General features: G+C 67.3%; 14 protein-coding genes. 8 read left to right on the top strand and 6 right to left on the bottom strand.

Annotated elements, in window-relative coordinates:
• The first annotated feature begins 22 nt into the window (after nt 1-22).
• Entirely contained in the window at nt 23-976 is a 954-nt protein-coding gene (locus ACWCOP_RS10760; RefSeq protein WP_478248282.1) for a methyltransferase domain-containing protein, read from the top strand.
• Nucleotides 977-1,057: 81 nt separating this feature from the next.
• Here ACWCOP_RS10760 and ACWCOP_RS10755 read toward each other — a convergent pair whose 3' ends face one another.
• The 4 genes from ACWCOP_RS10755 to ACWCOP_RS10740 form a co-directional block, all read right to left on the bottom strand.
• The gene (locus ACWCOP_RS10755; RefSeq protein ID WP_478248281.1) at nt 1,058-3,157 is read right to left on the bottom strand and encodes a M13 family metallopeptidase; all 2,100 of its coding nucleotides are present in this window, start codon (nt 3,155-3,157) and stop codon (nt 1,058-1,060) included.
• 90 nt (nt 3,158-3,247) lie between these two features.
• The gene (locus tag ACWCOP_RS10750; RefSeq protein WP_478248280.1) at nt 3,248-6,523 is read right to left on the bottom strand and encodes an efflux RND transporter permease subunit; all 3,276 of its coding nucleotides are present in this window, start codon (nt 6,521-6,523) and stop codon (nt 3,248-3,250) included.
• 26 nt (nt 6,524-6,549) lie between these two features.
• Nucleotides 6,550-7,809 carry an efflux RND transporter periplasmic adaptor subunit gene (locus ACWCOP_RS10745; RefSeq protein ID WP_478248279.1) on the bottom strand — a complete coding sequence of 420 codons (1,260 nt, stop codon included), beginning with the start codon at nt 7,807-7,809 and terminating at the stop codon, nt 6,550-6,552.
• 59 nt (nt 7,810-7,868) lie between these two features.
• Nucleotides 7,869-9,254 (bottom strand): efflux transporter outer membrane subunit, encoded by a 1,386-nt coding sequence (locus ACWCOP_RS10740; protein WP_478248278.1) that lies wholly within the window; start codon nt 9,252-9,254, stop codon nt 7,869-7,871.
• A 366-nt stretch (nt 9,255-9,620) separates the two neighbouring features.
• On the opposite strand from ACWCOP_RS10740, the gene ACWCOP_RS10735 reads away from it, so the two are divergent.
• The 7 genes from ACWCOP_RS10735 to phoB all read left to right on the top strand — a co-directional run bounded on the left by ACWCOP_RS10735 (nt 9,621) and on the right by phoB (nt 16,921).
• On the top strand, nt 9,621-11,048 hold the full coding sequence (locus ACWCOP_RS10735) for a sensor histidine kinase (protein ID WP_478248277.1): 1,428 nt from the start codon (nt 9,621-9,623) through the stop codon (nt 11,046-11,048).
• Between the two features lie 151 nt (nt 11,049-11,199).
• A complete protein-coding gene (locus ACWCOP_RS10730) occupies nt 11,200-11,469 on the top strand; it encodes a phosphate ABC transporter permease family protein (protein ID WP_478248276.1) in 270 nt (89 codons plus the stop codon).
• On the top strand, nt 11,381-12,889 hold the full coding sequence (pstC, locus tag ACWCOP_RS10725) for a phosphate ABC transporter permease subunit PstC (RefSeq protein ID WP_478248275.1): 1,509 nt from the start codon (nt 11,381-11,383) through the stop codon (nt 12,887-12,889). The genes ACWCOP_RS10730 and pstC overlap by 89 nt, the downstream gene beginning before the upstream one ends.
• On the top strand, nt 12,882-14,624 hold the full coding sequence (pstA, locus tag ACWCOP_RS10720; protein ID WP_478248274.1) for a phosphate ABC transporter permease PstA: 1,743 nt from the start codon (nt 12,882-12,884) through the stop codon (nt 14,622-14,624). The genes pstC and pstA overlap by 8 nt, the downstream gene beginning before the upstream one ends.
• Nucleotides 14,618-15,460, top strand: a complete 843-nt coding sequence (pstB, locus tag ACWCOP_RS10715; protein WP_478248273.1) for a phosphate ABC transporter ATP-binding protein PstB — start codon at nt 14,618-14,620, stop codon at nt 15,458-15,460. The genes pstA and pstB overlap by 7 nt, the downstream gene beginning before the upstream one ends.
• 47 nt (nt 15,461-15,507) lie before the next feature.
• Nucleotides 15,508-16,215 (top strand): phosphate signaling complex protein PhoU, encoded by a 708-nt coding sequence (gene phoU / locus ACWCOP_RS10710; protein WP_478248272.1) that lies wholly within the window; start codon nt 15,508-15,510, stop codon nt 16,213-16,215.
• Between the two features lie 16 nt (nt 16,216-16,231).
• A complete protein-coding gene (gene phoB, locus ACWCOP_RS10705) occupies nt 16,232-16,921 on the top strand; it encodes a phosphate regulon transcriptional regulator PhoB (protein ID WP_478248271.1) in 690 nt (229 codons plus the stop codon).
• Nucleotides 16,922-17,352: 431 nt separating this feature from the next.
• Here phoB and rpiA read toward each other — a convergent pair whose 3' ends face one another.
• Nucleotides 17,353-18,063: a ribose-5-phosphate isomerase RpiA gene (gene rpiA, locus ACWCOP_RS10700; RefSeq protein ID WP_478248270.1), complete on the bottom strand. Its 711-nt coding sequence runs from the start codon at nt 18,061-18,063 to the stop codon at nt 17,353-17,355.
• Nucleotides 18,060-19,547: an NAD-dependent succinate-semialdehyde dehydrogenase gene (locus ACWCOP_RS10695; RefSeq protein WP_478248269.1), complete on the bottom strand. Its 1,488-nt coding sequence runs from the start codon at nt 19,545-19,547 to the stop codon at nt 18,060-18,062. Before ACWCOP_RS10695 ends, rpiA begins: the two co-directional genes overlap by 4 nt.
• Between the last annotated feature and the right edge of the window lie 2 nt (nt 19,548-19,549).

Here is a 19,549-nt window from a genome sequence, read left to right as displayed (position 1 = left end):
CCGAACCGGCCATATCGGCCCCATGGCGAAGAACTTGATCTCGGCAAAGCCCGCCCCGCCCCCTGAAGATGGTCCGCCGCGCCTGTTCGACCGGGCGCTGCTCCGCGCGCGCAAGGATCGCGCCGCAGGAGAGTTTCTAGCATTTGACTTCCTCCATGCGCGAGTCGCCGATGAGCTTCTTGACCGGGTGGAGTCGGTGAGCCGCGATTTTGAAACCTGCCTGGTGATCGGCGGGGGCGGCGCGCTGGGCCGCGCCCTGAAAAACCGGCCGGCGGCGGCGAAGAAGATCGGCACGCTGATCGAGGCCGATACGTCCCCGGGAATGGTCAAATTGTCGGGCCATGCAGGGCTTGTGCTGGACGAGGAATATAGTCCTATCGCCGAGCGCAGCGTGGATCTGGTGCTGTGTTGCCTGTCGCTTCACTGGACCAATGATGTTGTGGGCGCGCTGATCCAGCTCAATTACGCGCTGAAGCCGGACGGGTTTCTGGCCGGCGCGATCTTCGGCGGCGCCACGCTCACCGAGCTGCGCCAGTCCATGAAGGAGGCCGAGACCGCCCTTGGCCGCGAGGCGGCGGCGCGGGTGTCGCCATTTGCTGACGCCATCGACATGGCCGGGCTGTTGTCGCGCGCCGGGTTCGCCATGCCGGTCTCTGATGTGGACCGGGTGACGGCGCGTTATGGAAACGCCTTCGTGCTCATGCGCGATCTGCGCAAGATGGGCGAGACCAGCGTGCTCACCGATCGCCCGCGAACGCCTGGAACCAGGGCGCTGTTCGTCAAGACCGCGCAGGCCTATTCTGAAGCCTTCGCCCAGGAAGACGGGAAAATCCCCGCCACCTTCGAGATCATCCATTTCGCCGGCTGGGCGCCCCATCCAGATCAGCCGAAACCCAAACGCCCCGGCTCGGCGCAGGCGCGCCTGGCCGACGCGCTGGGCGTTGCAGAGCGGTCCGCCGGCGACAAGGCGGGATAAGCGCGCTTTGCGCGTCGCCGTGAATACAAAAAGCCCGGCGCGAGGTCTCGCGCCGGGCTCTTCGCCAGATGCGGCCGAAGCCTACCAGATGCGCACGCGCTGTTCCGGCGGCAGGTAGAGCTCATGCTCTTCGGTGACGCCGAACGCGTCGTACCAGGCGTCCAGGTTCCGCACGACGCCGTTGATGCGATATTGCGGCGGCGAGTGCGGTCCGTTCACCAGCTGCGAGCGCAGGGCGTCGTCGGTGTATTTGTTGCGCCAGACCTGGGCCCAGGCCAGGAAGAAGCGCTGGTCGCCGGTGAAGCCGTCGATCACCGGCGCCTCGCCGTCATAATTGGCGTCCACGTACTGGCGCCAGGCGGTGTAGGCCATCTGCAAACCGCCCAGATCGCCGATATTCTCGCCCATGGCCAGGCGGCCGTTCACGCACATGTCGTCGATGGGGCAGAAGGTGTCATACTGCTCGCCAAGCCGCGTGGAGCGCTCCACGAAGCGGGTGTTCGTCTCTTCGGTCCACCAATCGTTGAGCGTGCCGTCATAATCGTAGCGCCGGCCCTGATCGTCGAAGCCGTGGCCGATCTCGTGGCCGATGACGCCGCCAATGGCGCCGTAATTGACCGCTGGATCGGCGTTCGGATCAAAGAAGGGCGCCTGCAGGATGCCCGCAGGGAAGGTGATCTGGTTCTGCAGCGGCGAATAGCTGGCGTTGACGATCTGCGGCGGCCAGCCCCATTCACGCGGGTCCACCGGAGAGGCGAGATCCTCCAGCGTCTCCGCCCAGCTGAATTCACTCATGGCGATGCGGTTGGCGAAGTATGCGTCGGCGCTGATTTCCAGCCCGTCATACTCGTCCCAGATTTCCGGATAGCCGATGCGCGGCTCGAAGGTGGAGAGCTTGCGCAGGGCCCGCTCGCGGGTTTCCGCATCCATCCAGTCCAGTTGCTCCAGCCGGCCTTGGAAGGCGGTGGTGAGGCTCTGCACCAGGCCGTCCATCTGCTCTTTCGAGCTCGGCGGGAAGTGACGCTCCACGTAGATCTGACCCACGGCGTGTCCCAGCGCGCCACCCACCAGCTGCACGCCGCGCTTGTCGCGGCTGCGCTGCTCGGCCTGGCCGCTCAGGGTGCGGTTGAAGAAGTCGAATCTCGCCTCGTCAAAGGCCGCCGGCAGCCAGCTCGCCCGGTCGGACAAGAAGTGAAACGCCATCCACGCCTTGACGGTTTCGATGTCGGTGTCGGCGAAGGCCGCCGCCGCGCCTTCCACGGCGCTGGGCTGCACCACGATCAGCTCGTCCACGTCGAGGCCCAGCGCAGCCATGCCTTCGGGCAGATTGAACGCCGGGGCCAGCGCGTCGATCTCCGCCACGGTCATCACGTTGTAGGTTTCGGTGACCTGGCGCGAACGCTCGCGGGTCCAGTGGGCCTCAGCAATGGCGGTTTCGAACGCCAGGATCGCCTCGGCCGCATCCTCGCCGTACTCCAGCCCGGCCAGATCGAAGATCTGGTTGATATAGGCGAGATAGGCGGTGCGGTAGGCCGCAAAGCGTTCGGAGTCGTCGAGGTAATAGCTGCGCTCCGGCATGCCGAGCCCGCCCTGGAACAGGCGAAGGGCGTTGACGTCCGGATTGGCCGGATCGGCCCACACGGCGAAGCCGTAGGGGCTGTTCTGGTGGATCGTGGCGAACAGGGCCGCCGCGTCGTCATGGCTGTCGATGGCGTCGATTTCAGCCAGATAGGGCCGGGCCGGCTCGAGACCGGCGGCCTCGATGGCGTCGGCGTTCATCCAGCTGGCGTAGAGATCGCCCACGAGTTGAGCGTTCGACCCAGGCGCTCCGGCTTCGGCGGCGGCGTCGTCGATGATCGCCTGGACCTGCTCTTCGGCTTCTTCGGAGAGCAGCGTGAACATGCCGTAGCGCGAGCGGTCGGACGGGATTTCGGTGGCGTCAAGCCACGCGCCGTTGGCGAAGCGATCAAAATCGTCCCCTGCGGTGGCGTCCGGGTCCATACCGGCGACGTCGAAGCCGAAACTGCCGAATCGCGGCGCGGCGGCTTGGGCGGTCTCGGTTTGCGCGGTGTCGGGCGAGGTGCTGGTGCTGGATGACCCGGTGGACCCGGCGTCCGGACCGCTCGGCGAGCAGGCGCCGAGCACAAGGGCCGAAGCCGCGAGCAGAAGGATGCGTTTCATTAAATTCCCCGTCTTGATTGATCCGGGGCGGACCGTCCTCGGTCCGCCCCGCTGGCGCAAATTACATTTTTTTCAGTGTGGACATAAGACTCATTCAGCCGGAGCCGGAGCGGGACCGCCTCGGCTGTCTCCGCGCTGATCCTCACGAGCCTTGCGGGCCGCCTCGTCCTCTTCGGCGGTATGGCCCACATCGACGCCGCCCTGATGGTCGGAGCCGACATAGTCGGTTCCGATCCCGCCCAGCTTGCGGCCGGTGAACAGGTTTATGGCCGTCCGCTTCATGTCCACCCCGATGGCGTAGAGCGAGGGCACCAGGAACAGCGTCAGGAACAGCGCGAAGATCACCGCAAACCCCAGCGCGATCACCATGGGCTTGAGGAATTGCGCCGCGGTGGAGCGTTCCGCGATCATCGGCATCACGCCCAGGAAGGTGGTCACCGTGGTCAGGAGAATCGGGCGGAAGCGCTGCACGCCGGCGTCCACCAGCGCCTGCATCGCCCCCACGCCGCGCTCGCGCAGGCGATTGACGAAGTCCACAAGGACCAGGTTGTCGTTGATCACGATCCCCGCCGCGGCCCCGATCCCGAAGAAGGAGAACAGCGCCATGGGCGTGCCCATGATCATGTGCCCGAACACCGCGCCTGCGAAGGCGAAGGGGATGGCGGTCATGATCAGCAAGGGCTGGGCGTAGGACCGGAAGGCGACCGCGAGCAGGGCGTACATCAGCCCGATCATGATCAGCTGCAGGCCCATGATTTCACTCATGAACTCCTGCTCGTCCTGCGCCCCGCCAATGGCCCCGGTGGTCAGGCCCGGATAGCGCTCCTTCCATTGCGGGAAGAAATCGGCCTCCAGTTCGCGGCGAATCTCGCCGGCCACGTCCGGATCGCTGAGCTCGGCGCTGACCGACACGGTGCGCTGGCGCTCGCGCCGCCGGATCCTGTCGATGCCGGGCGCGAAGCTCACCTCGGCCACTGCGGCCAGAGGCACTTCGCGGCCGTCTGCTGTGCGGATCCGCAGATTATTGATGGCGTCCAGATCCTCACGCGCCTCGCGGGGATAGCGCACCATGACGCGCACGTCCTCGCCGTTGCGCGGCAGGCGCTGGACCTCCAGGCCGTAAAAGGCCTGCCGCACCTGGCTGGTGACGTCGGCCAGGTTAAGGCCCAGAGCCTGGGCGTCGGGCCGCAGGGCCAGGCGCACCTCGTCGGCGGAGGCCTGCAGATTGTCCACCACGTCATAGGTGGTCTCATAGCTGCGCAATTGCTCTTTCAGCTCGGCGGCGGCGGCGCGCAGGATTTCCAGATCCGGATGATTGAGCGCGAACTGAATCTCCGGCCCGGTCTGGTTCAACGTCGCGTCAAAACGGATCTCCTCCGCGTCCGGCACCGGGCCAAGCGCATCGCGCAGGCGCTGGGCCACGTCCGCCGTCGGGGTCAGGCCCGGCCGGCTTTCCGGCGGGGCGATGGTGATCCAGGCCCGCACCGAGCCGTCGAACGCCATGGTGGCGCGCGACAGGATCATCTCCTCGCCGTCGAATTCCTCGCGATAGTGGGCCTGCACCTGGGCTTCGACGCTGTCGAGCCGGTCGCGGATTGCGCTCGTGCGGCTCCAGGGCGTGCCTTCGGCCAGCTGGATGCTCACCCGGATCATGTCGGATTCGATCTCCGGCATGAAGCGCATGGGTACCCGGCCGCTGGCCATCAGCACGATGGCCAGAACAAACAGGCCGACGAAGAGCGTCAGCGTGGCGTATCGCAGGCGGATCGCCATCTCCAGGCTCGGTCCGTAAACCTTGCGCGAGAACGTGGTCAGGCTGTCGGCGATCCGGCCCTGCAGGCGCAGCAGCGGCGCGAAAAAGCCGGTCTCGCGCGGCGGCTTCAGGTGCGCCAGGTGCGCCGGAAGAATCAGGAGCGCCTCGACCAGCGAGAAGAACAGCGCCGCGCAGACCACCAGCGAGATCTGGCTGGTGAACTGACGCTCCGGCCCGGACAGGAGCATCCAGGGGCCGAACGCCATCATCGTGGTGATCACCGCAAAAACGACCGGCTTGGCCACCATCTGCACGCCCACCACGGCGGCCGTGAGTCCGGTCTCGCCGCGCTCGGTCCTGTTGTGGATGTTTTCGCCGACAATGATCGCATCGTCCACGATCACCCCGATTACGATGAGGAAGGCGAACAGGGACAGGAAGTTCAGCGTCACGCCCAGGAAGGGCAGGATCAGGAAGGCGCCGGCGAAGGCGGTGGCGATGCCCACCGTCACCCAGAACGCCACGATGGGACGCAGGAACAGGATCAGCACCGCCAGCACCAGCACCAGACCGATCAGGGCCGAACTGCCGATCACGGTGAGCTGGGAGTTGTACTGGTCGGCGCCGTCCCACCATTCGGACAATCGCACCGTTTCGGGCAGTTCCTGGTTCTTGCGCTCGGCGTAGGCCTGCAGGCCCTGCGACAAGGTCACGATGTCCGAATTGCCGGTGGAGCGGATCGAAATCAGCACCATGGGCTCGCCGTTGAAGGTGGCGTTCAGATTGGCGTCGGAGAGACCGTCGATGACGCGCGCCACGTCGCCCACCCGCACCACGCCGCCCTCGGAAGTCTGGCGCAGGACGATGTTTTCAAACTCTTCGGCGGTGTCGGCCAGCTGGCGCGAGGTGATGCGCACATCGCCCAGATCGGTGCGCACCGAGCCGGCTGACGCATTGATGGAGGCGTTGGAGATGGCACGCGAGATCTCCGAGAACGTCACGCCATAGCGGCGCATGCTTTCTTCGCTGACCTCGATTGAGACCTCCTCGCCCAGCACCGCGTCCACTTCCACCAGCGTGGCCTCAGGGACGGTGGAGGAGATCTCGTCGCGGATCTCCCGGCCAAGGCGCTGCAACTCGCGCCGGTCGACCTGGCCGTGGAGGGCGAAGCCGGCCACCTGCTCGGAATTCTGCCAGCGATTGACCATGGGCCGGTAGCTGTCGCGCGGCAGATTGTTGACGGAGTCCACGCGCAGCTTGATCTCGTCAATGAACTCGGCGGCGTCCTGGTTCGGTTGACCGGAGACGAAGACCGAGCCGGAGCCTTCGCGGGCGATGGCGGTCAGTTCATCCACCCCGTCAAGATCGGACAGGGCCTCCTCGATGCGCACGATGATCTGCTCCTCCACGTCGCGGGGGCTGGCGCCGGGCCAGCTCACGGAGATCGAGGCGCCGGGGAAGACCGCGGCCGGGTTGTTCTCGCGCTGCATCGAGGTGAAGCCGATGATTCCGCCGATGACGGCGATGATCATCAGAAGGTTCGCGGCGACCGAATTGCGCGCCCACCAGGCCAGAAAGCCGGTGTGGGTCTGTTCGTCGTGACGTTCCACCATGGGACGCTCTCCTTGAATTTCAGGGCCTAGCGCGAAGCGCCGGCGTCTGCGGCCACGACGGAGTCAGACTGGGTCGCGTCCGACGGTTCGCCTTCGGGTTCGATGGGCTCGCCGTCGGGATTGAGCGGCGTGACCGACATGCCGGTGGCGGCGGCGCGCAAGGGCGAGGTGATCACTCTGTCCCCGCCCTCCAGGCCTGCGGTGATCACGACGCGCTCCGAGCTGGTGTCGGCGACGGTGACGCGGCGGATGTCCAGCGTGTTGTCGTCGCGGATCACATAGGCCTCGTCGGCGCCGCGAAGGGCGCTGCGCGGAAGCGAAAACGCGGTCTCCACGTTGCGGCCCTCGATAAGCGCCTCCACGAACAGGCCCATGACCAGCGGCGCGCCGGCCGCGAGCGCTGCGGCGCCGTAGGGATCTTCGACCTGGACGATGGCTTGCAGGGTGCGGGTCTGGGGATCGATGGCGCTGGCGGTGCGCACGATATAGGCGTCCCAGATGCGCCGCTCGCCGGACACCACCGCCGAAAGCCGCACCGGCGGGCCCTCACCGGGGCCTGCGGCCTCGAACGCCAGCGGCATGCCCAACAGGGACAGCTCGCGATCGCTCAAGGGCAGGCTGATTTCGGCGGTGTCGGTGGAGAACACCCGGCCCAGACGCGCGCCCGGGCCCACGAACTGGCCCAGATCGGCGGCCTTGCTGCGCACACGGCCCGAGAACGGCGCCGAGATGCGGGTGCGCGACAGGTTCAGGCGCGCTTCGGCGAGGCTCGCCTGCGCGCCCGCGAGGCGGGCCTGGGCTTCAGCCATTTGCGGCTGGCGCAGGGTCAGCGGGCTGGCTTCGCCTTCGCCCAGAGCGTCCCATTCCTCTCTCGCCAGCTCGGCTTCGGCCTCCTCGCGCACCAGCATCTGGCGCATCTGGGCCACCTGGGCTTCGGCCCGGGTCACCGCCAGGCGATAATCGGCGTCTTCAAGCTGGACCAGCACTTCATTCGCTTCAAAGAACCCGCCCTCCACGAAGGCCGGATTGACGTAGGCGATGCGCCCGGAGACCTGGGCGGTGAGGTCGATCTCGATGGTGGGGCGCACTTCGCCCTGGGTGTTGACGCTGAGCCGCACCGGCTCGGCCTCAGCCGTGGCGAAGAAGACCGCCGCCGGACGGCTGACCGTTTCGGTCTCCTCCGGCGTCGGCCGGGTGGCGAAGAGCGTGATGTAGGCGAGCGTGAACAGGAGGACCAGACCTATCGGCGCTCCTATCGCGAGTATGATTCCGACCGGCTTGTTCATGACCAACCTCTTGTATATCCGTTAAAAAAACCCGGGTCTTCGCGCCCGGCGTTTGGTGTCTAGTCGTCGAGCGCCGGGGCGTAGCCGCCGCCGGCCTGAAAATCGCCCGCCACGGCAAGGTGAAGGCCGATGCGGTTGTCCACCCGCGCCGCGCGCGCCGCGATGAGCTGGCTGTCGGCGTTGATCAGGCGGGTCTGGGCGTCGATGAGTTCAAAAATCGTGGCCACGCCGGAGGCGTACTGGCGCTCCACCAGCTCGAGGGCGGCTTCGCCCTCGGTGACGGCTTCGGCCAGCGCGACCACGCGCTGATCAAGGCGCATGTCCGCGTCGATGGCGTCTTCGGCTTCGCGCAGGGCGGTGAGCACGGTGTCCACATAGCGCGCGGCCTGCTGGCGCGCTTGGGCCTGGGCCTGGTCGCGCTGGGCGCGCAGCTGACCGCCGCGGAAGACCGGCGCCAGGATGGAGGCGGCGACCTGGCTCACCAGATCATCAAAATCCAGCACGTCTTCCAGATTGCGCCCGCTGTCGCTGAGCGAGGCGGAGAGCGAGAGCCCGGGATACAGCGCCTTGCGCGCCGCGTCGGCGGAGAAGCCGGCGGCTTCAAGGCGCGCTTCGGCGGCGACGATGTCGGGACGGCGTGTGAGCAGACTTTCCGGCGTCCCCGGATCGGGCAGGGCGCTGAGCTGCGGCAGGGCGCCGGCGGCGGCCAGGGCGTTGGCGGGATACTCCGCAATCAGGATTTCCAGACGCCGGGCCGCGGCCGCCTCTGTGCGTTCGCGCGAGGCCAGGGCCGCGCGACTGGACGCCAGGGCCGAGCGCGCGGTGCGCACGTCGGAGGAGCGCGAGACGCCGCGCTGGAAACGCCGCTCGACGATGTTCAACTGGCGCTCGCGGGTGTCGACATCGCGCTGGGACAGCGCAGTCTGCAGCGCGCTTTCGGCCAGCGAATACCAGGCGCGGGCGGTGGCCGCGGCGATGGACAGGCGGGCGCCGTTCCAGTCGGCTTCAGCGGCTTCAGCGTTGAGATAGCCGGCGCGGGCCTGATCGGAGAGCCGGCCCCAGACATCGGCCTGCCAGCCCGCTTCAGCACCCAGCGAAAAATTCGAGCCGGACTGGACCCCGCCGTCGCTTTCGCTGGCGCGCAGGCTGGCGTCCAGGGTGGGCAGCCGGCCGGAGCCGGCGATGCGGGCCTGGGCGCGCGCCGCGTCGAGCCCGGCGCGGGCGATTTCGACACTGGGATTGCGCTGAAGCGCCAGATCCACGAGCTCGGTCAGCCGGGCGTCGTCGAACGCGGCGATCCAGTCGTCACTGGCCGGGGCGAACGCCTGGGGCGAAGCCGCGTAGGAGTCGCGCGCGGCGACCGGAGCCGAAAGATCATAGTCCGGCCCGCCCGCGCAGGCGGCGAGAGCAAGAGCGGCGAGGGCGGGCGGAAAGGCGCGAAGCAAATCAGCCTCCTAAGGGCTTGGTGGGGTCTGCGTGACAATCGGCACCCTAAGCAGGGCTTCGCGAAAGTCAATCAAAGTTTATCGAAAAACGACAAATATTTCTCGAATTACGAAAAATTCATCCAACGTTTGGCTAGCCGTAATGTTGCGGGCGGCGTGGCGGGGCGGCGCGGGTTTCATGACCAGATGCACCCCGGCCGGTGACTGGATGCAGCACGGCGCCTGGCGAATAGCCCTTTTTTGCTTCGGGGTGTTGCGCGTCCTGCATAGGTGTGCGCGGCCGGGTCGGGGTCCGGCCTGGCCTGGCCAGGCGGCGGTGCACATTGTGGTCTGCGCAGTGTCACAATCGTGTGGTATCAAAGGTGAATGGCCGATTTGAGACGTGCATCGAAATCCGCTGCCGCTGACCGTCCGCGCCGGCGCGACATTGCTCTGACCGCCGGGCTTGGCGTGGCGGTGCTGGCCGTGCTCGGCCTGTCGGGAGAGCTGTCCGCGACGGCGTTCTTCGCCAGCGCCCTGGCCGTCTCGGCCCTTGCCGCAGTGTATTATTTCACCGCCCTGAGCGCCACCGAACCCGCGCCGCGGCCCAGCGCGGCGCTCGCCACGCGCGATGTGGAGGGTGAGGCCAGCGAAGCGATGCTGGAGCGCCTGTCCATACCGGTGCTGCTGATCGGTCCGGGTGGGCGAATCGAGCGCGCCAATCCGGCCGCGCGGGCCTTTCTGGGGCTGGGCGCGGAGCGGGGCCTGCTGTCCACCGTGCTGCGCCAGCCGCGGGTTCTGGAAGCGGTGAGCGCGGCGCTGCGCGGAGAGAAAGGCGCCACGGTGGAGTATTCCACCCTGGCGCCGCTGGAGAGCCATGTGCGCGCCTTCGTGGAGCCGATCCGCCTGCCGGTGACGGGTCCCATGCCTTTTCGCGCCATGCTGGTTCTGTCCGACGACACCAGCTCCAAGCGCGCCGAGCGCATGCGCGCCGACTTCCTCGCCAACGCCAGCCACGAGCTGCGCACCCCGCTGGCTTCGCTGTCGGGCTTCATCGAGACGCTCACCGGCCCGGCCCGCGATGATGAAGAGGCGCGCGACCGCTTCCTCACCATCATGCGCGTCCAGACCGAGCGCATGCGCCGGCTGATCGACGATCTGTTGTCGCTGTCGCGCGTGGAGATGAACGAGCACATGGCGCCCACAGGCGCAGTGGACCTCAACCAGCTTGTGGGCGAGGTGGCCGAGGCGCTGCATCCGGTCATCGAGGCGCGCGGCCTGACCCTGACCCTCGATCTCCATGACGGCGACGCCTCGGTGAAGGGCGATCGCGACCAGATCTACGAGGTGGTGGAAAATCTCGTGGAGAACGCCGTGAAGTATTCCGGCGACGACGCGACGATCAGCCTGTGCGTCCATTACGCCCGCACCCGCGACGGCTCCGAGCATCTGCCGGAGCGCCTGGATCCTGAATCGGGGCGTCTGACCATCGCGGCGCCGGCCCTTGATCCCGATGCGCGATACGGCGTGGTGCGGGTCATCGACAAGGGCGCCGGCATCCAGCGTCGCTATCTGCCGCGTCTGTCGGAGCGCTTCTTCCGCGTCGACGGTCAGAAAAGCGGCCCCACCTCGGGCACCGGTCTGGGGCTGGCGATCGTCAAGCACATCGTCAGCCGTCACCGCGGCGGCTTCACTGTAGAAAGCGCGCCGGGCAAGGGCTCGGTTTTCACGGTCTTCTTCCCGGTCATCGCGCCGCGCAGCGAAATCCGCCCGCCCGACAGGCTGCCGGCCGTCCCCGGCGACGCCGCCGAATAGCGCGCTCCACAAGCACCGTTGACGTTGTCATAAAACCGTTGTGCGACTGTCATATTCAATTGACTGATCGCACCCATGTTCGCCCACCAATTCAGCCGAGAGCGCCCGCCCGCATCCGACCGCCGGGCGAGGGCGCCGATAGAGTGCTTTGATGCAGCTTTCCGTCCTTGTGACGCTGACGCTTCTGGTCCTGACCGCATTCGGCTTTCTGGTCGGACGGCGCCGGGCTGTGTCAGCGGCGGGCGGGGCGCCGGCGTCGCTGCATTCGCTGCCGAATTACTATGGATACTATATCGCCCTGTGGACCGGCGCGCCGGCGCTCTTGCTGGTGTGTGTATTCGGTGCTGGGCGCGGGCCTTGTAAACGGCGTCACCATGTCGGCGCTGGAGCGCGAGGCGGCGCCGCTGGTGCGCGCCTATGAAGCGGCGCTGGCGGACGATCCCCAGCTGCAGGTGCGCCTTGATGAAGCGAACCAGGCCGCCGCCGAGATGCGCGCCGCCCGAGACGAACTGGCGCGCGCCCGGTCTGAAGGCGGCGACACCGGGCGCTGGGCGCGCGAGCTGGCTGCAGCCACCGATGCGCGAAACCGGCTGAACGCCGCCATCACAGAACGCCGCGACGCCGTGGCCGCCTCCACCGCCGCGCGCGCGCCGCGCACCGAGGCGGGCTATCGCGCCCGGGCGGGCTTTGAATACTGGCGTGCGCCGGCGGAGGAGCGCGAGCTGTTCCTGGCCGATGCGCGCGCCATCGCCTTCAACGAAGGCCTCGCCAGCCGGGACACGCTTCCCCTGCGCGCCGCGGCCCGCGCCCTGCGCCCGTGGGAGGATATCTTCCGCTGGTCCATCGCGGCGGCGGCCGCCGCCATCGCGGTGGCGGGCCTGACCTGGGGCCGCTCGCGCGTCCATGCCGGCTTTCGCGCCCGCAACCGGGTGGAGGGCGCGCTGGGCGCGGTTCTGGCGCTGGCGTCGGGGATCGCGATCCTCACCACGCTGGGGATCATCTTCTCGCTTCTGTTTGAATCGATCCGCTTCTTCGCCTCCATCGACTGGCTGGTCCACGAGTTCCTGTTCGGCACCCAGTGGAGCCCGCAGACCGCGATCCGCGCCGATCAGGTGGGCCAGTCGGGAGCGTTCGGGGCGGTGCCCCTGTTCGCCGGTACGGCGCTAATCACCCTGATCGCCATGTCGGTCGCGGTGCCGGTGGGCCTGTTCGCCGCGATATACCTGTCTGAATACGCCGGTCCGCGCTTTCGCGCCTGGGCCAAGCCCATGCTGGAGATTCTCGCCGGCGTGCCCACCGTGGTCTACGGCTTTTTCGCCCTTTTGACGGTGGGGCCGTTCCTGCGCGATGTGGCGCTGTTTCTGGGCTATGAAGACGCGGTGACCCAGAGCGCGCTGTCGGCGGGCCTGGTGATGGGGGTGATGATCATCCCCTTTGTCTCCTCTTTGTCGGACGACGTCATCAACGCCGTGCCCCAATCGCTGCGCGACGGCTCCTACGCCATGGGCGCCACCAAGTCGGAGACCGTGCGCCGGGTGCTTTTGCCGGCGGCGCTGCCGGGCATTGTCGGCGCGGTGCTGCTGGCCGTCAGCCGGGCGGTGGGCGAGACCATGATCGTGGTCATGGCCGCCGGCCAGGGCGCGAACCTCACCGCCAATCCGCTGGAGAGCGTCACCACCATCACCGTGCAGATCGTCATGCTGCTCACCGGCGACCAGGAGTTCGACAGCTCCAAGACCCTGTCCGCCTTCGCGCTGGGCCTGGTCCTGTTCGGCCTGACGCTGATCCTGAACATCATCGCGCTCAGCGTGGTGCAACGCTTCCGTGAACGCTATGAGTAGAGACGCCCGCTCCATCCGCGACGCCGTGGAGGCGCGGCTGGCCAAGCGCCATCGCGCCGAAAAGCGGTTCCAGTTCTACGGCCTCGCTGCGATCGCGGTGGCCGTGGGTTTCCTCGCGCTTCTTTTGATCTCCATCATCGGCCAGTCGGTCACGGCGTTTTCCGCGCACCGCCTCACCCTGCCGGTGACGCTGGAGGCGGGACTGGTTGATCCGGCCGGCGATTCCAGCGAAGCGAGCCTGCGCGCGGGTCAGTACAACACGGCCATACAGAACGCCCTGCGCCAGCAATTTCCCGGCGCGGAGGATCGTCCGGCCCTGCGTGAGCTGTTCGGTCTTTACAGCGCAGTCAATGCGGCGCGTCTGCTCAACACCGTGGTCGATGATCCGGGCCTTGTGGGCGCAACGGTGGACTTCACCCTGCCGCTGGGCGACGACGCAGATCTCTATCTCAAGGGCGCCACGGTGGAAGAGACGCTGCGGCGCGGTCCAGCCCCACTCTCCATCGTGCTTGAAGACGGCGGCGCCCGCCTGTCCGCGGACGCGGCGGTGTTTGGCGATTTCGCCGACAACGTGCGCCAAGTCGCCGGGGCGCGCATCGACACCGCGCTGGCCCGCGCCGCCGCCGCAGAGGCCGAGGCGGCGACGCTCATCGACGCCGACGAGCGCGAGATCCTGCTGGCCGAAGCAGAGCGATCCCGCGTCTTCGCCGCCACGCTGGAATCTCGCGCCTACGGGACGACCGGCCTGATGCTGAGCCCCCAGACGCCGAGCCTTCTGGTGCGCGCGGCCGGCGGCGTCTTTGCGGTGGAGCAGATCGCGCCCGGCGCAGCCTCCGCGCGCGCCTCGGTGATCGTGGCGCCGGACGCCGCGCTCACCGGACCGGTGAGCGACTGGACGCTATGGGAGCTGGAAACTCCGCCTGCGGCGCGCCTGATCACCGATCGCCAGATCGCCTGGACCCGCACGCTGGAGGCGCGCGGCCTGATCGAGAACGGCTTCAATCACTGGCTCTTCACCAGCGCCGACAGCCGCGAGCCGGAGCTCGCAGGCATCCTGGGCGCGCTCATCGGTTCGATCCTGACTATGATCGTGACCATGTTCCTGGCGGTTCCCATCGGGGTGGGCGCGGCGATCTATCTGGAAGAATTCGCGCCGAAGAACAGGTTCACGGACTTCATCGAGGTGAACATCAACAATCTGGCCGCCGTACCCTCGATTGTGTTCGGCCTGCTGGGCCTTGCCGTGTTCATCAATCTGTTCGGCCTGCCGCGCTCAGCGCCGCTGGTGGGCGGCATGGTGCTCGCCCTGATGACGCTGCCCACGGTGATCATCGCCTCGCGCGCGGCGCTGAAAGCCGTGCCGCCTTCCATCCGCGAGGCGGCGCTGGGGGTGGGCGCGTCCAAGACCCAGGCGGTGTTCCACCACGTTCTACCCCTGGCCGCGCCCGGGATTCTCACTGGCTCCATCATCGGCCTGGCCCAGGCGCTGGGCGAGACGGCGCCGCTTCTGATGATCGGCATGGTGGCCTTCATCGCCGATCCTCCGAGCCTTAGCCTGTCCGGCTTCACCGAGCCGGCGACCGTGATGCCGGTACAGATCTTCCTGTGGTCCAGCGGCGCCGAGCGCGCGTTCGAGGCGCGCACGGCGGCGGCGATCCTGATCCTTCTATTCGTGATGATCCTTTTCAATGCGGTCGCGATCTATCTGCGCCGCCGCTTCGAACGGAGATGGTAGTGAGATACGACGCCAATCTGGACAGCGACGCCCTCGAGACGCCGGCCGCCACCGTCTATCACCCCGCGCCGGCGGGACAGACGGTGAAGGTCTCGGTGAAGGACGTCGCCGTGACCTATGGCGGCAAGGCGGCGCTTTACAAGGTGGGGATGGAGATTCCCGACCGGTCGGTGACCGCCTGCATCGGGCCTTCGGGGTGCGGCAAGTCCACCTTCCTGCGCTGCATCAACCGCATGAACGACACCATCGACAATGCGCGCGTGACCGGCTCGATCCGCATCGACGGCCAGGAGGTCAATGACCGCGCCGTCGATCCGGTGGTGTTGCGGGCGCGCGTGGGCATGGTGTTCCAGAAACCCAACCCGTTTCCCAAGACGATCTATGAGAACATCGCCTACGGCCCGCGCATTCACGGCCTGGCCGCCAACCGCGACGAGCTCGACCAGATCGTGGAGACCAGCCTGAAGAAGGCCGGCCTGTGGGCCGAGGTGGCCGACCGGCTGAACGCGCCGGGCACCTCGCTCTCCGGCGGCCAGCAGCAGCGCCTGGTCATCGCGCGCGCCATTGCGGTCAATCCCGAAGTGATCCTCATGGACGAGCCGTGCTCGGCGCTGGACCCCATCGCCACGGCGCGGGTGGAGGAATTGATCGACGAGCTGCGCGAGAACTACGCGCTGATCATCGTCACCCACTCCATGGCCCAGGCCGCGCGCGTGAGCCAGATGACCGCCTTCTTCCACCTGGGATCGCTGGTGGAATACGGGCCCACCGAAGAGATCTTCACAAATCCCCGCGACCAGCGGACTCAGGATTATATTACCGGACGCTTCGGGTGAGCCCCCTCGAAGCGCGTATCCCTTTCGGGGCGTGAAAGGCGAAGCAGATGACCGGACCGGTCAAGGCGCCGCACATCGTCAAGGCCTTCTCCGAAGAGCTGGAACAGCTCTCCGCGGACGTGTCCGCCATGGGCGGCATGGCCGAAGCCATGGTGGCCGACGCCATCGAAGCGGCCACGACCCGTGACGGCGATCTCGCCGGCGAGGTGGTGGCGCGTGACGTCCAGGTGGACGACATGCAGCGCGATATCGAGAAGAAGATCATCCGCCTGCTCGCCCTGCGCCAGCCCATCGCCCAGGATTTGCGCGTGTGCATCGCGGCGCTGAAGATCGTCGCCGATCTTGAACGCGTCGGGGATCTGGCCAAATCCATCGCCCGGCGCGTGCCGACCCTGAACGAAAGCGAGCCCACCGCGTTCGCCGGATCGGTGGACCGGATGGGCAAGCTGGTGCTCAGCCATCTCCATCAGGTGCTCGACGCCTACGCCACCGGCGAAACCAGCCGGGCGGTGGGCGTGTGGGAGCGCGACGACGATGTGGACGAACACTACAACGCCCTGTTTCGTGAGCTGGTTCAGGCCATGGCCGACGATAGCCAGATGATCGGGCCCGGGGCGCACCTTCTTTTCGTGGCGAAGAATCTGGAACGCATCGGCGACCACGCCACGAATATCGCCGAGGTCATCCATTATCTGGTGACCGGACGGGAGATCGCGTCGGAACGTCCGCGCGGCCCCCGCCCGGAGACGTCTTAGGGGGCTTTGAGAGCACATGCAGCCGCACGTCTTGGTCGTTGAGGATGAGGACGCCCTGTCCGAACTTCTCCAGTACAACCTGAAAAAGGAAGGCTTCCGGGTCTCCGTCGCCGCCGACGGAGAGGAGGCCATGATGCTCGTGGAGGAGCGCCAGCCCGACGTGGTGGTGCTCGACTGGATGCTGCCGAAAATCTCCGGCATCGAGGTGTGCCGGCGCCTGCGCTCGAAGCAGGAGACCCGCAACCTGCCCATCATCATGCTGACAGCGCGCGGCGAGGAGGCCGACCGGATTCGCGGGCTCGACACCGGGGCCGACGACTACATCGTCAAACCCTTCCTGATGAAGGAGCTGTTCGCGCGCCTGCGCGCGGTGCTGCGCCGCATCCGTCCGGGTCTCGCCGAAGACCGGGTGGTGGTGGGCGATCTCTCCATCGACCGCGTCGCCCACCGGGTCTCGCGCTCGGGCGAGGAGGTGCATCTGGGCCCCACCGAGTTTCGCCTGCTGGACTATCTCATGCAGCATCCCGGCCGCGTGTTCTCGCGCGAGCAGCTTCTGGACGCAGTATGGGGCTCGGACGTCTATGTGGAGGCGCGCACCGTGGACGTGCATATCGGCCGTCTGCGCAAAGCGCTCAGCAAAGCCGGCGACGGCGACCCCATCCGCACCGTGCGCTCAGCGGGATATGCGCTGAACGCGGCTGGGTGAGCGCCGGTTCGCAGAGCGAATGAATCGCCCCGGTGGGGCGATTCAAGGCAGCGAACGGGCCGGCAGGCCCCGGAGGAGCCGCGGTCGGCTCATCCCTTCCACCCTCATCTGCCAGGTGCGACCCCGGACTTGATCCGGGGGAGCCTCGAAGGACCCGCAGGATCAAGCGCGGTGCGTCCTTTAAAGGCTTTTGTTACGAAAAAGACTCCTCAGGATGAAGTATTTTGGGTGCTTACTCCCTCCCCGGATGGGGAGGATGGGCCGAGGCGAAGCCTCGGGTCGGGTGGGGTGAGGCCGGAGGCGCAACCCTCGAGAGGTTGGCGCAACCACCCCCTCCGCCCTGCGCTTCTCGCGGCGCACCTCCCCCGTAAAGGGGGAGGAGTAAGACACGGGGGCCGCTACTTTCCGCCCCATCAAGGGCGAGTCGCCCCCTAAAGCTCCAGCACCTGCGCGCCGCCGTCTTCGCCGACGATCACCATGCGGGCGAGATTGATGAAGAGGCCGTTTTCGATGACGCCGGGCACGGTGTTCAGCGCCAAGGCGGCTTCTTCGGGGTCGGGAATCTCGCCGCAGGCGCAGTCCAGGATGTAGTGGCCGCCGTCGGTGAGCAGGGGATCGCCGCCGTCGGCGAGCCGGCGCAGCGACACTTCCGGCCGGGGGACGCCGCAGGCGCGCAGCACGTCGAACACCTTCTTGGCGGTGATGGTGAAGGCGAACGGGTCCACCTCCACCGGCAGGGGAAAGGCGCCCAGCGTCTCCACCAGCTTGCTCTCGTCCACCACCACGGCCATGAGGTCTGAGGCGTGGGCGATGATCTTTTCACGCAGGAGGCAGGCGCCCCCGCCCTTGATCAGGCGGAAGCGGCCGTCCACCTCGTCGGCGCCGTCCACGGTGAGATCGATGCGCACCACATGGTCCACATCAATGAGCGGCACGCCGGCCAGGCGCGCGGCCTCGGCGCTGGCCTGGCTGGTGGGGACCGCGACGATGCGGTCCAGCTCGCCGGCCGTGATCCGGGCGCCGAGCTGCTTGATGAAGATCTCCGCCGTGGAGCCGGACCCCAGGCCCAGCGTCATGCCGGACTCCACAAGCTCCAGCGCGGCGGCGGCGGCGAAGGCTTTCTGCTCGGTGGCGCCGCTCACTGGTCCACCCCGCCCAGCAGGACGAATTTCAGCTCGGTGAACTCCTCAACGCCCCACTTGCCGCCTTCGCGGCCGATGCCGGACTCCTTGACCCCGCCGAACGGGGTGGCCGGCGAGCCGACCATGGGCGCGTTGATCCCGATCATGCCGAAATCAAGCCCTTCGGACAGGCGGTGCACCCGGTTCACGTCGCGCGTGTAGACATAGGCGGCCAGGCCGTAGGGCGTGTCGTTGGCGAGGCGGATCATCTCCGCCTCGTCATGCGCGCGATAGACCGAGGCCACGGGGCCGAAGATCTCGTTTCTGAACAGGGCCAGCTCGAAATCCTCGCCGCCTTCGATGAGGGTCGGCGCGTAAAACGACCCGCCCAGCTCTTCCACAAGCGGGGTTCCGCCCAGATGGATTTTCGCGCCTTTGGACCGCGCGTCCTGCACCAGCGCGTCCACGCGCGCCACCGCGTCGTCATGGATGAGGGGGCCGAAATTCACCCCGTCCTCAAAGCCGGAGCCGACTTTGAGCTTTTCCATGCGGGTCTTGATGGCTTCGATGAGCTTATCGGCGATGGGGGCGTGGGCGATGATGCGGTTGGCCGAAACACAGGTCTGGCCGGCCGCGCGGAACTTGCTGGCGATGACGCCGTCGGCGGCGGCCTCGATGTCGGCGTCGTCCATGACCAGGAAGGGCGCGTTGCCGCCCAGCTCCAGCGCCACGCGCTTCACCCCGTCGGCGGCCTGGCGCATCAACAGCTTGCCCACCGCCGTGGAGCCGGTGAAGCCCACCATGCGTACGGCGTCCGAGTCGGTGAGGACCGGGCCGATCTTGTCGGCTGCGCCGCACACCACGTTGAACACGCCGTCCGGTATGCCCGCGCGCCGCGCCAGCTCGGCCAGCGCCAGGGCGGAGAGGGGCGTTTCCGGCGCGGGCTTGACCACCACCGTGCAGCCCGCGGCGATGGCCGGGGCGCATTTGCGGGTGATCATGGCGGAGGGGAAATTCCAGGGCGTGATGCAGGCGACAACCCCGATGGGCTGGTGGATCGTCCAGCCGCGCGATCCGGGAAACGGCGTGGCCAGCGTTTCGCCGTGGATGCGCTTTGCCTCTTCGGCCGACCAGCTCACAAAGCCGGCGCCATAGGCCACCTCACCGCGCGCTTCGGTGAGCGGCTTGCCCATCTCGGCGGTGATGATGGCTCCTAAATCCGCGACGTTCTCCAGGATCAGATCGTGCCAGCGCTGCACCAGGCGCGCGCGCTCATAGACGCTGGTCTTTTTCCATTTTTCAAAGGCGCGCTCGGCGGCGTCCACGGCCTGTCTCGCGCCGGCCTCGCCCACATCGGCGACCCGGGCCACCAGGGAGCGGTCGCCTGGAGACGTCACCTCGAAGGTCGTGTCACCACCGGTCCATTGGCCGTCGATGAAGCTCTCGGTTTTCAGAAGGCTCTTGTCCTTCAGGCGGTTTTCCAGCGTCATCAGCCCGTCTTTCATAT

The organism is Apolloniradiicaulis salifontis (assembly GCF_053756655.1).
Note: the sequence above shows the minus strand (reverse complement) of the source record. Positions and strands in the feature narration are given on the sequence as shown.

Bases quoted from the DNA above. Each gene is read 5' to 3' on its own strand.
- ACWCOP_RS10760 (WP_478248282.1), top strand. From the start codon at position 23: ATGGCGAAGAACTTGATCTCGGCAAAGCCCGCCCCGCCCCCTGAAGAT.
- ACWCOP_RS10755 (WP_478248281.1), bottom strand. From the start codon at position 3,157: ATGAAACGCATCCTTCTGCTCGCGGCTTCGGCCCTTGTGCTCGGCGCC.
- ACWCOP_RS10750 (WP_478248280.1), bottom strand. From the start codon at position 6,523: ATGGTGGAACGTCACGACGAACAGACCCACACCGGCTTTCTGGCCTGG.
- ACWCOP_RS10745 (WP_478248279.1), bottom strand. From the start codon at position 7,809: ATGAACAAGCCGGTCGGAATCATACTCGCGATAGGAGCGCCGATAGGT.
- ACWCOP_RS10735 (WP_478248277.1), top strand. From the start codon at position 9,621: ATGGCCGATTTGAGACGTGCATCGAAATCCGCTGCCGCTGACCGTCCG.
- ACWCOP_RS10730 (WP_478248276.1), top strand. From the start codon at position 11,200: ATGCAGCTTTCCGTCCTTGTGACGCTGACGCTTCTGGTCCTGACCGCA.
- pstA (WP_478248274.1), top strand. From the start codon at position 12,882: ATGAGTAGAGACGCCCGCTCCATCCGCGACGCCGTGGAGGCGCGGCTG.
- pstB (WP_478248273.1), top strand. From the start codon at position 14,618: ATGGTAGTGAGATACGACGCCAATCTGGACAGCGACGCCCTCGAGACG.
- phoU (WP_478248272.1), top strand. From the start codon at position 15,508: ATGACCGGACCGGTCAAGGCGCCGCACATCGTCAAGGCCTTCTCCGAA.
- phoB (WP_478248271.1), top strand. From the start codon at position 16,232: ATGCAGCCGCACGTCTTGGTCGTTGAGGATGAGGACGCCCTGTCCGAA.
- ACWCOP_RS10695 (WP_478248269.1), bottom strand. From the start codon at position 19,547: ATGAAAGACGGGCTGATGACGCTGGAAAACCGCCTGAAGGACAAGAGC.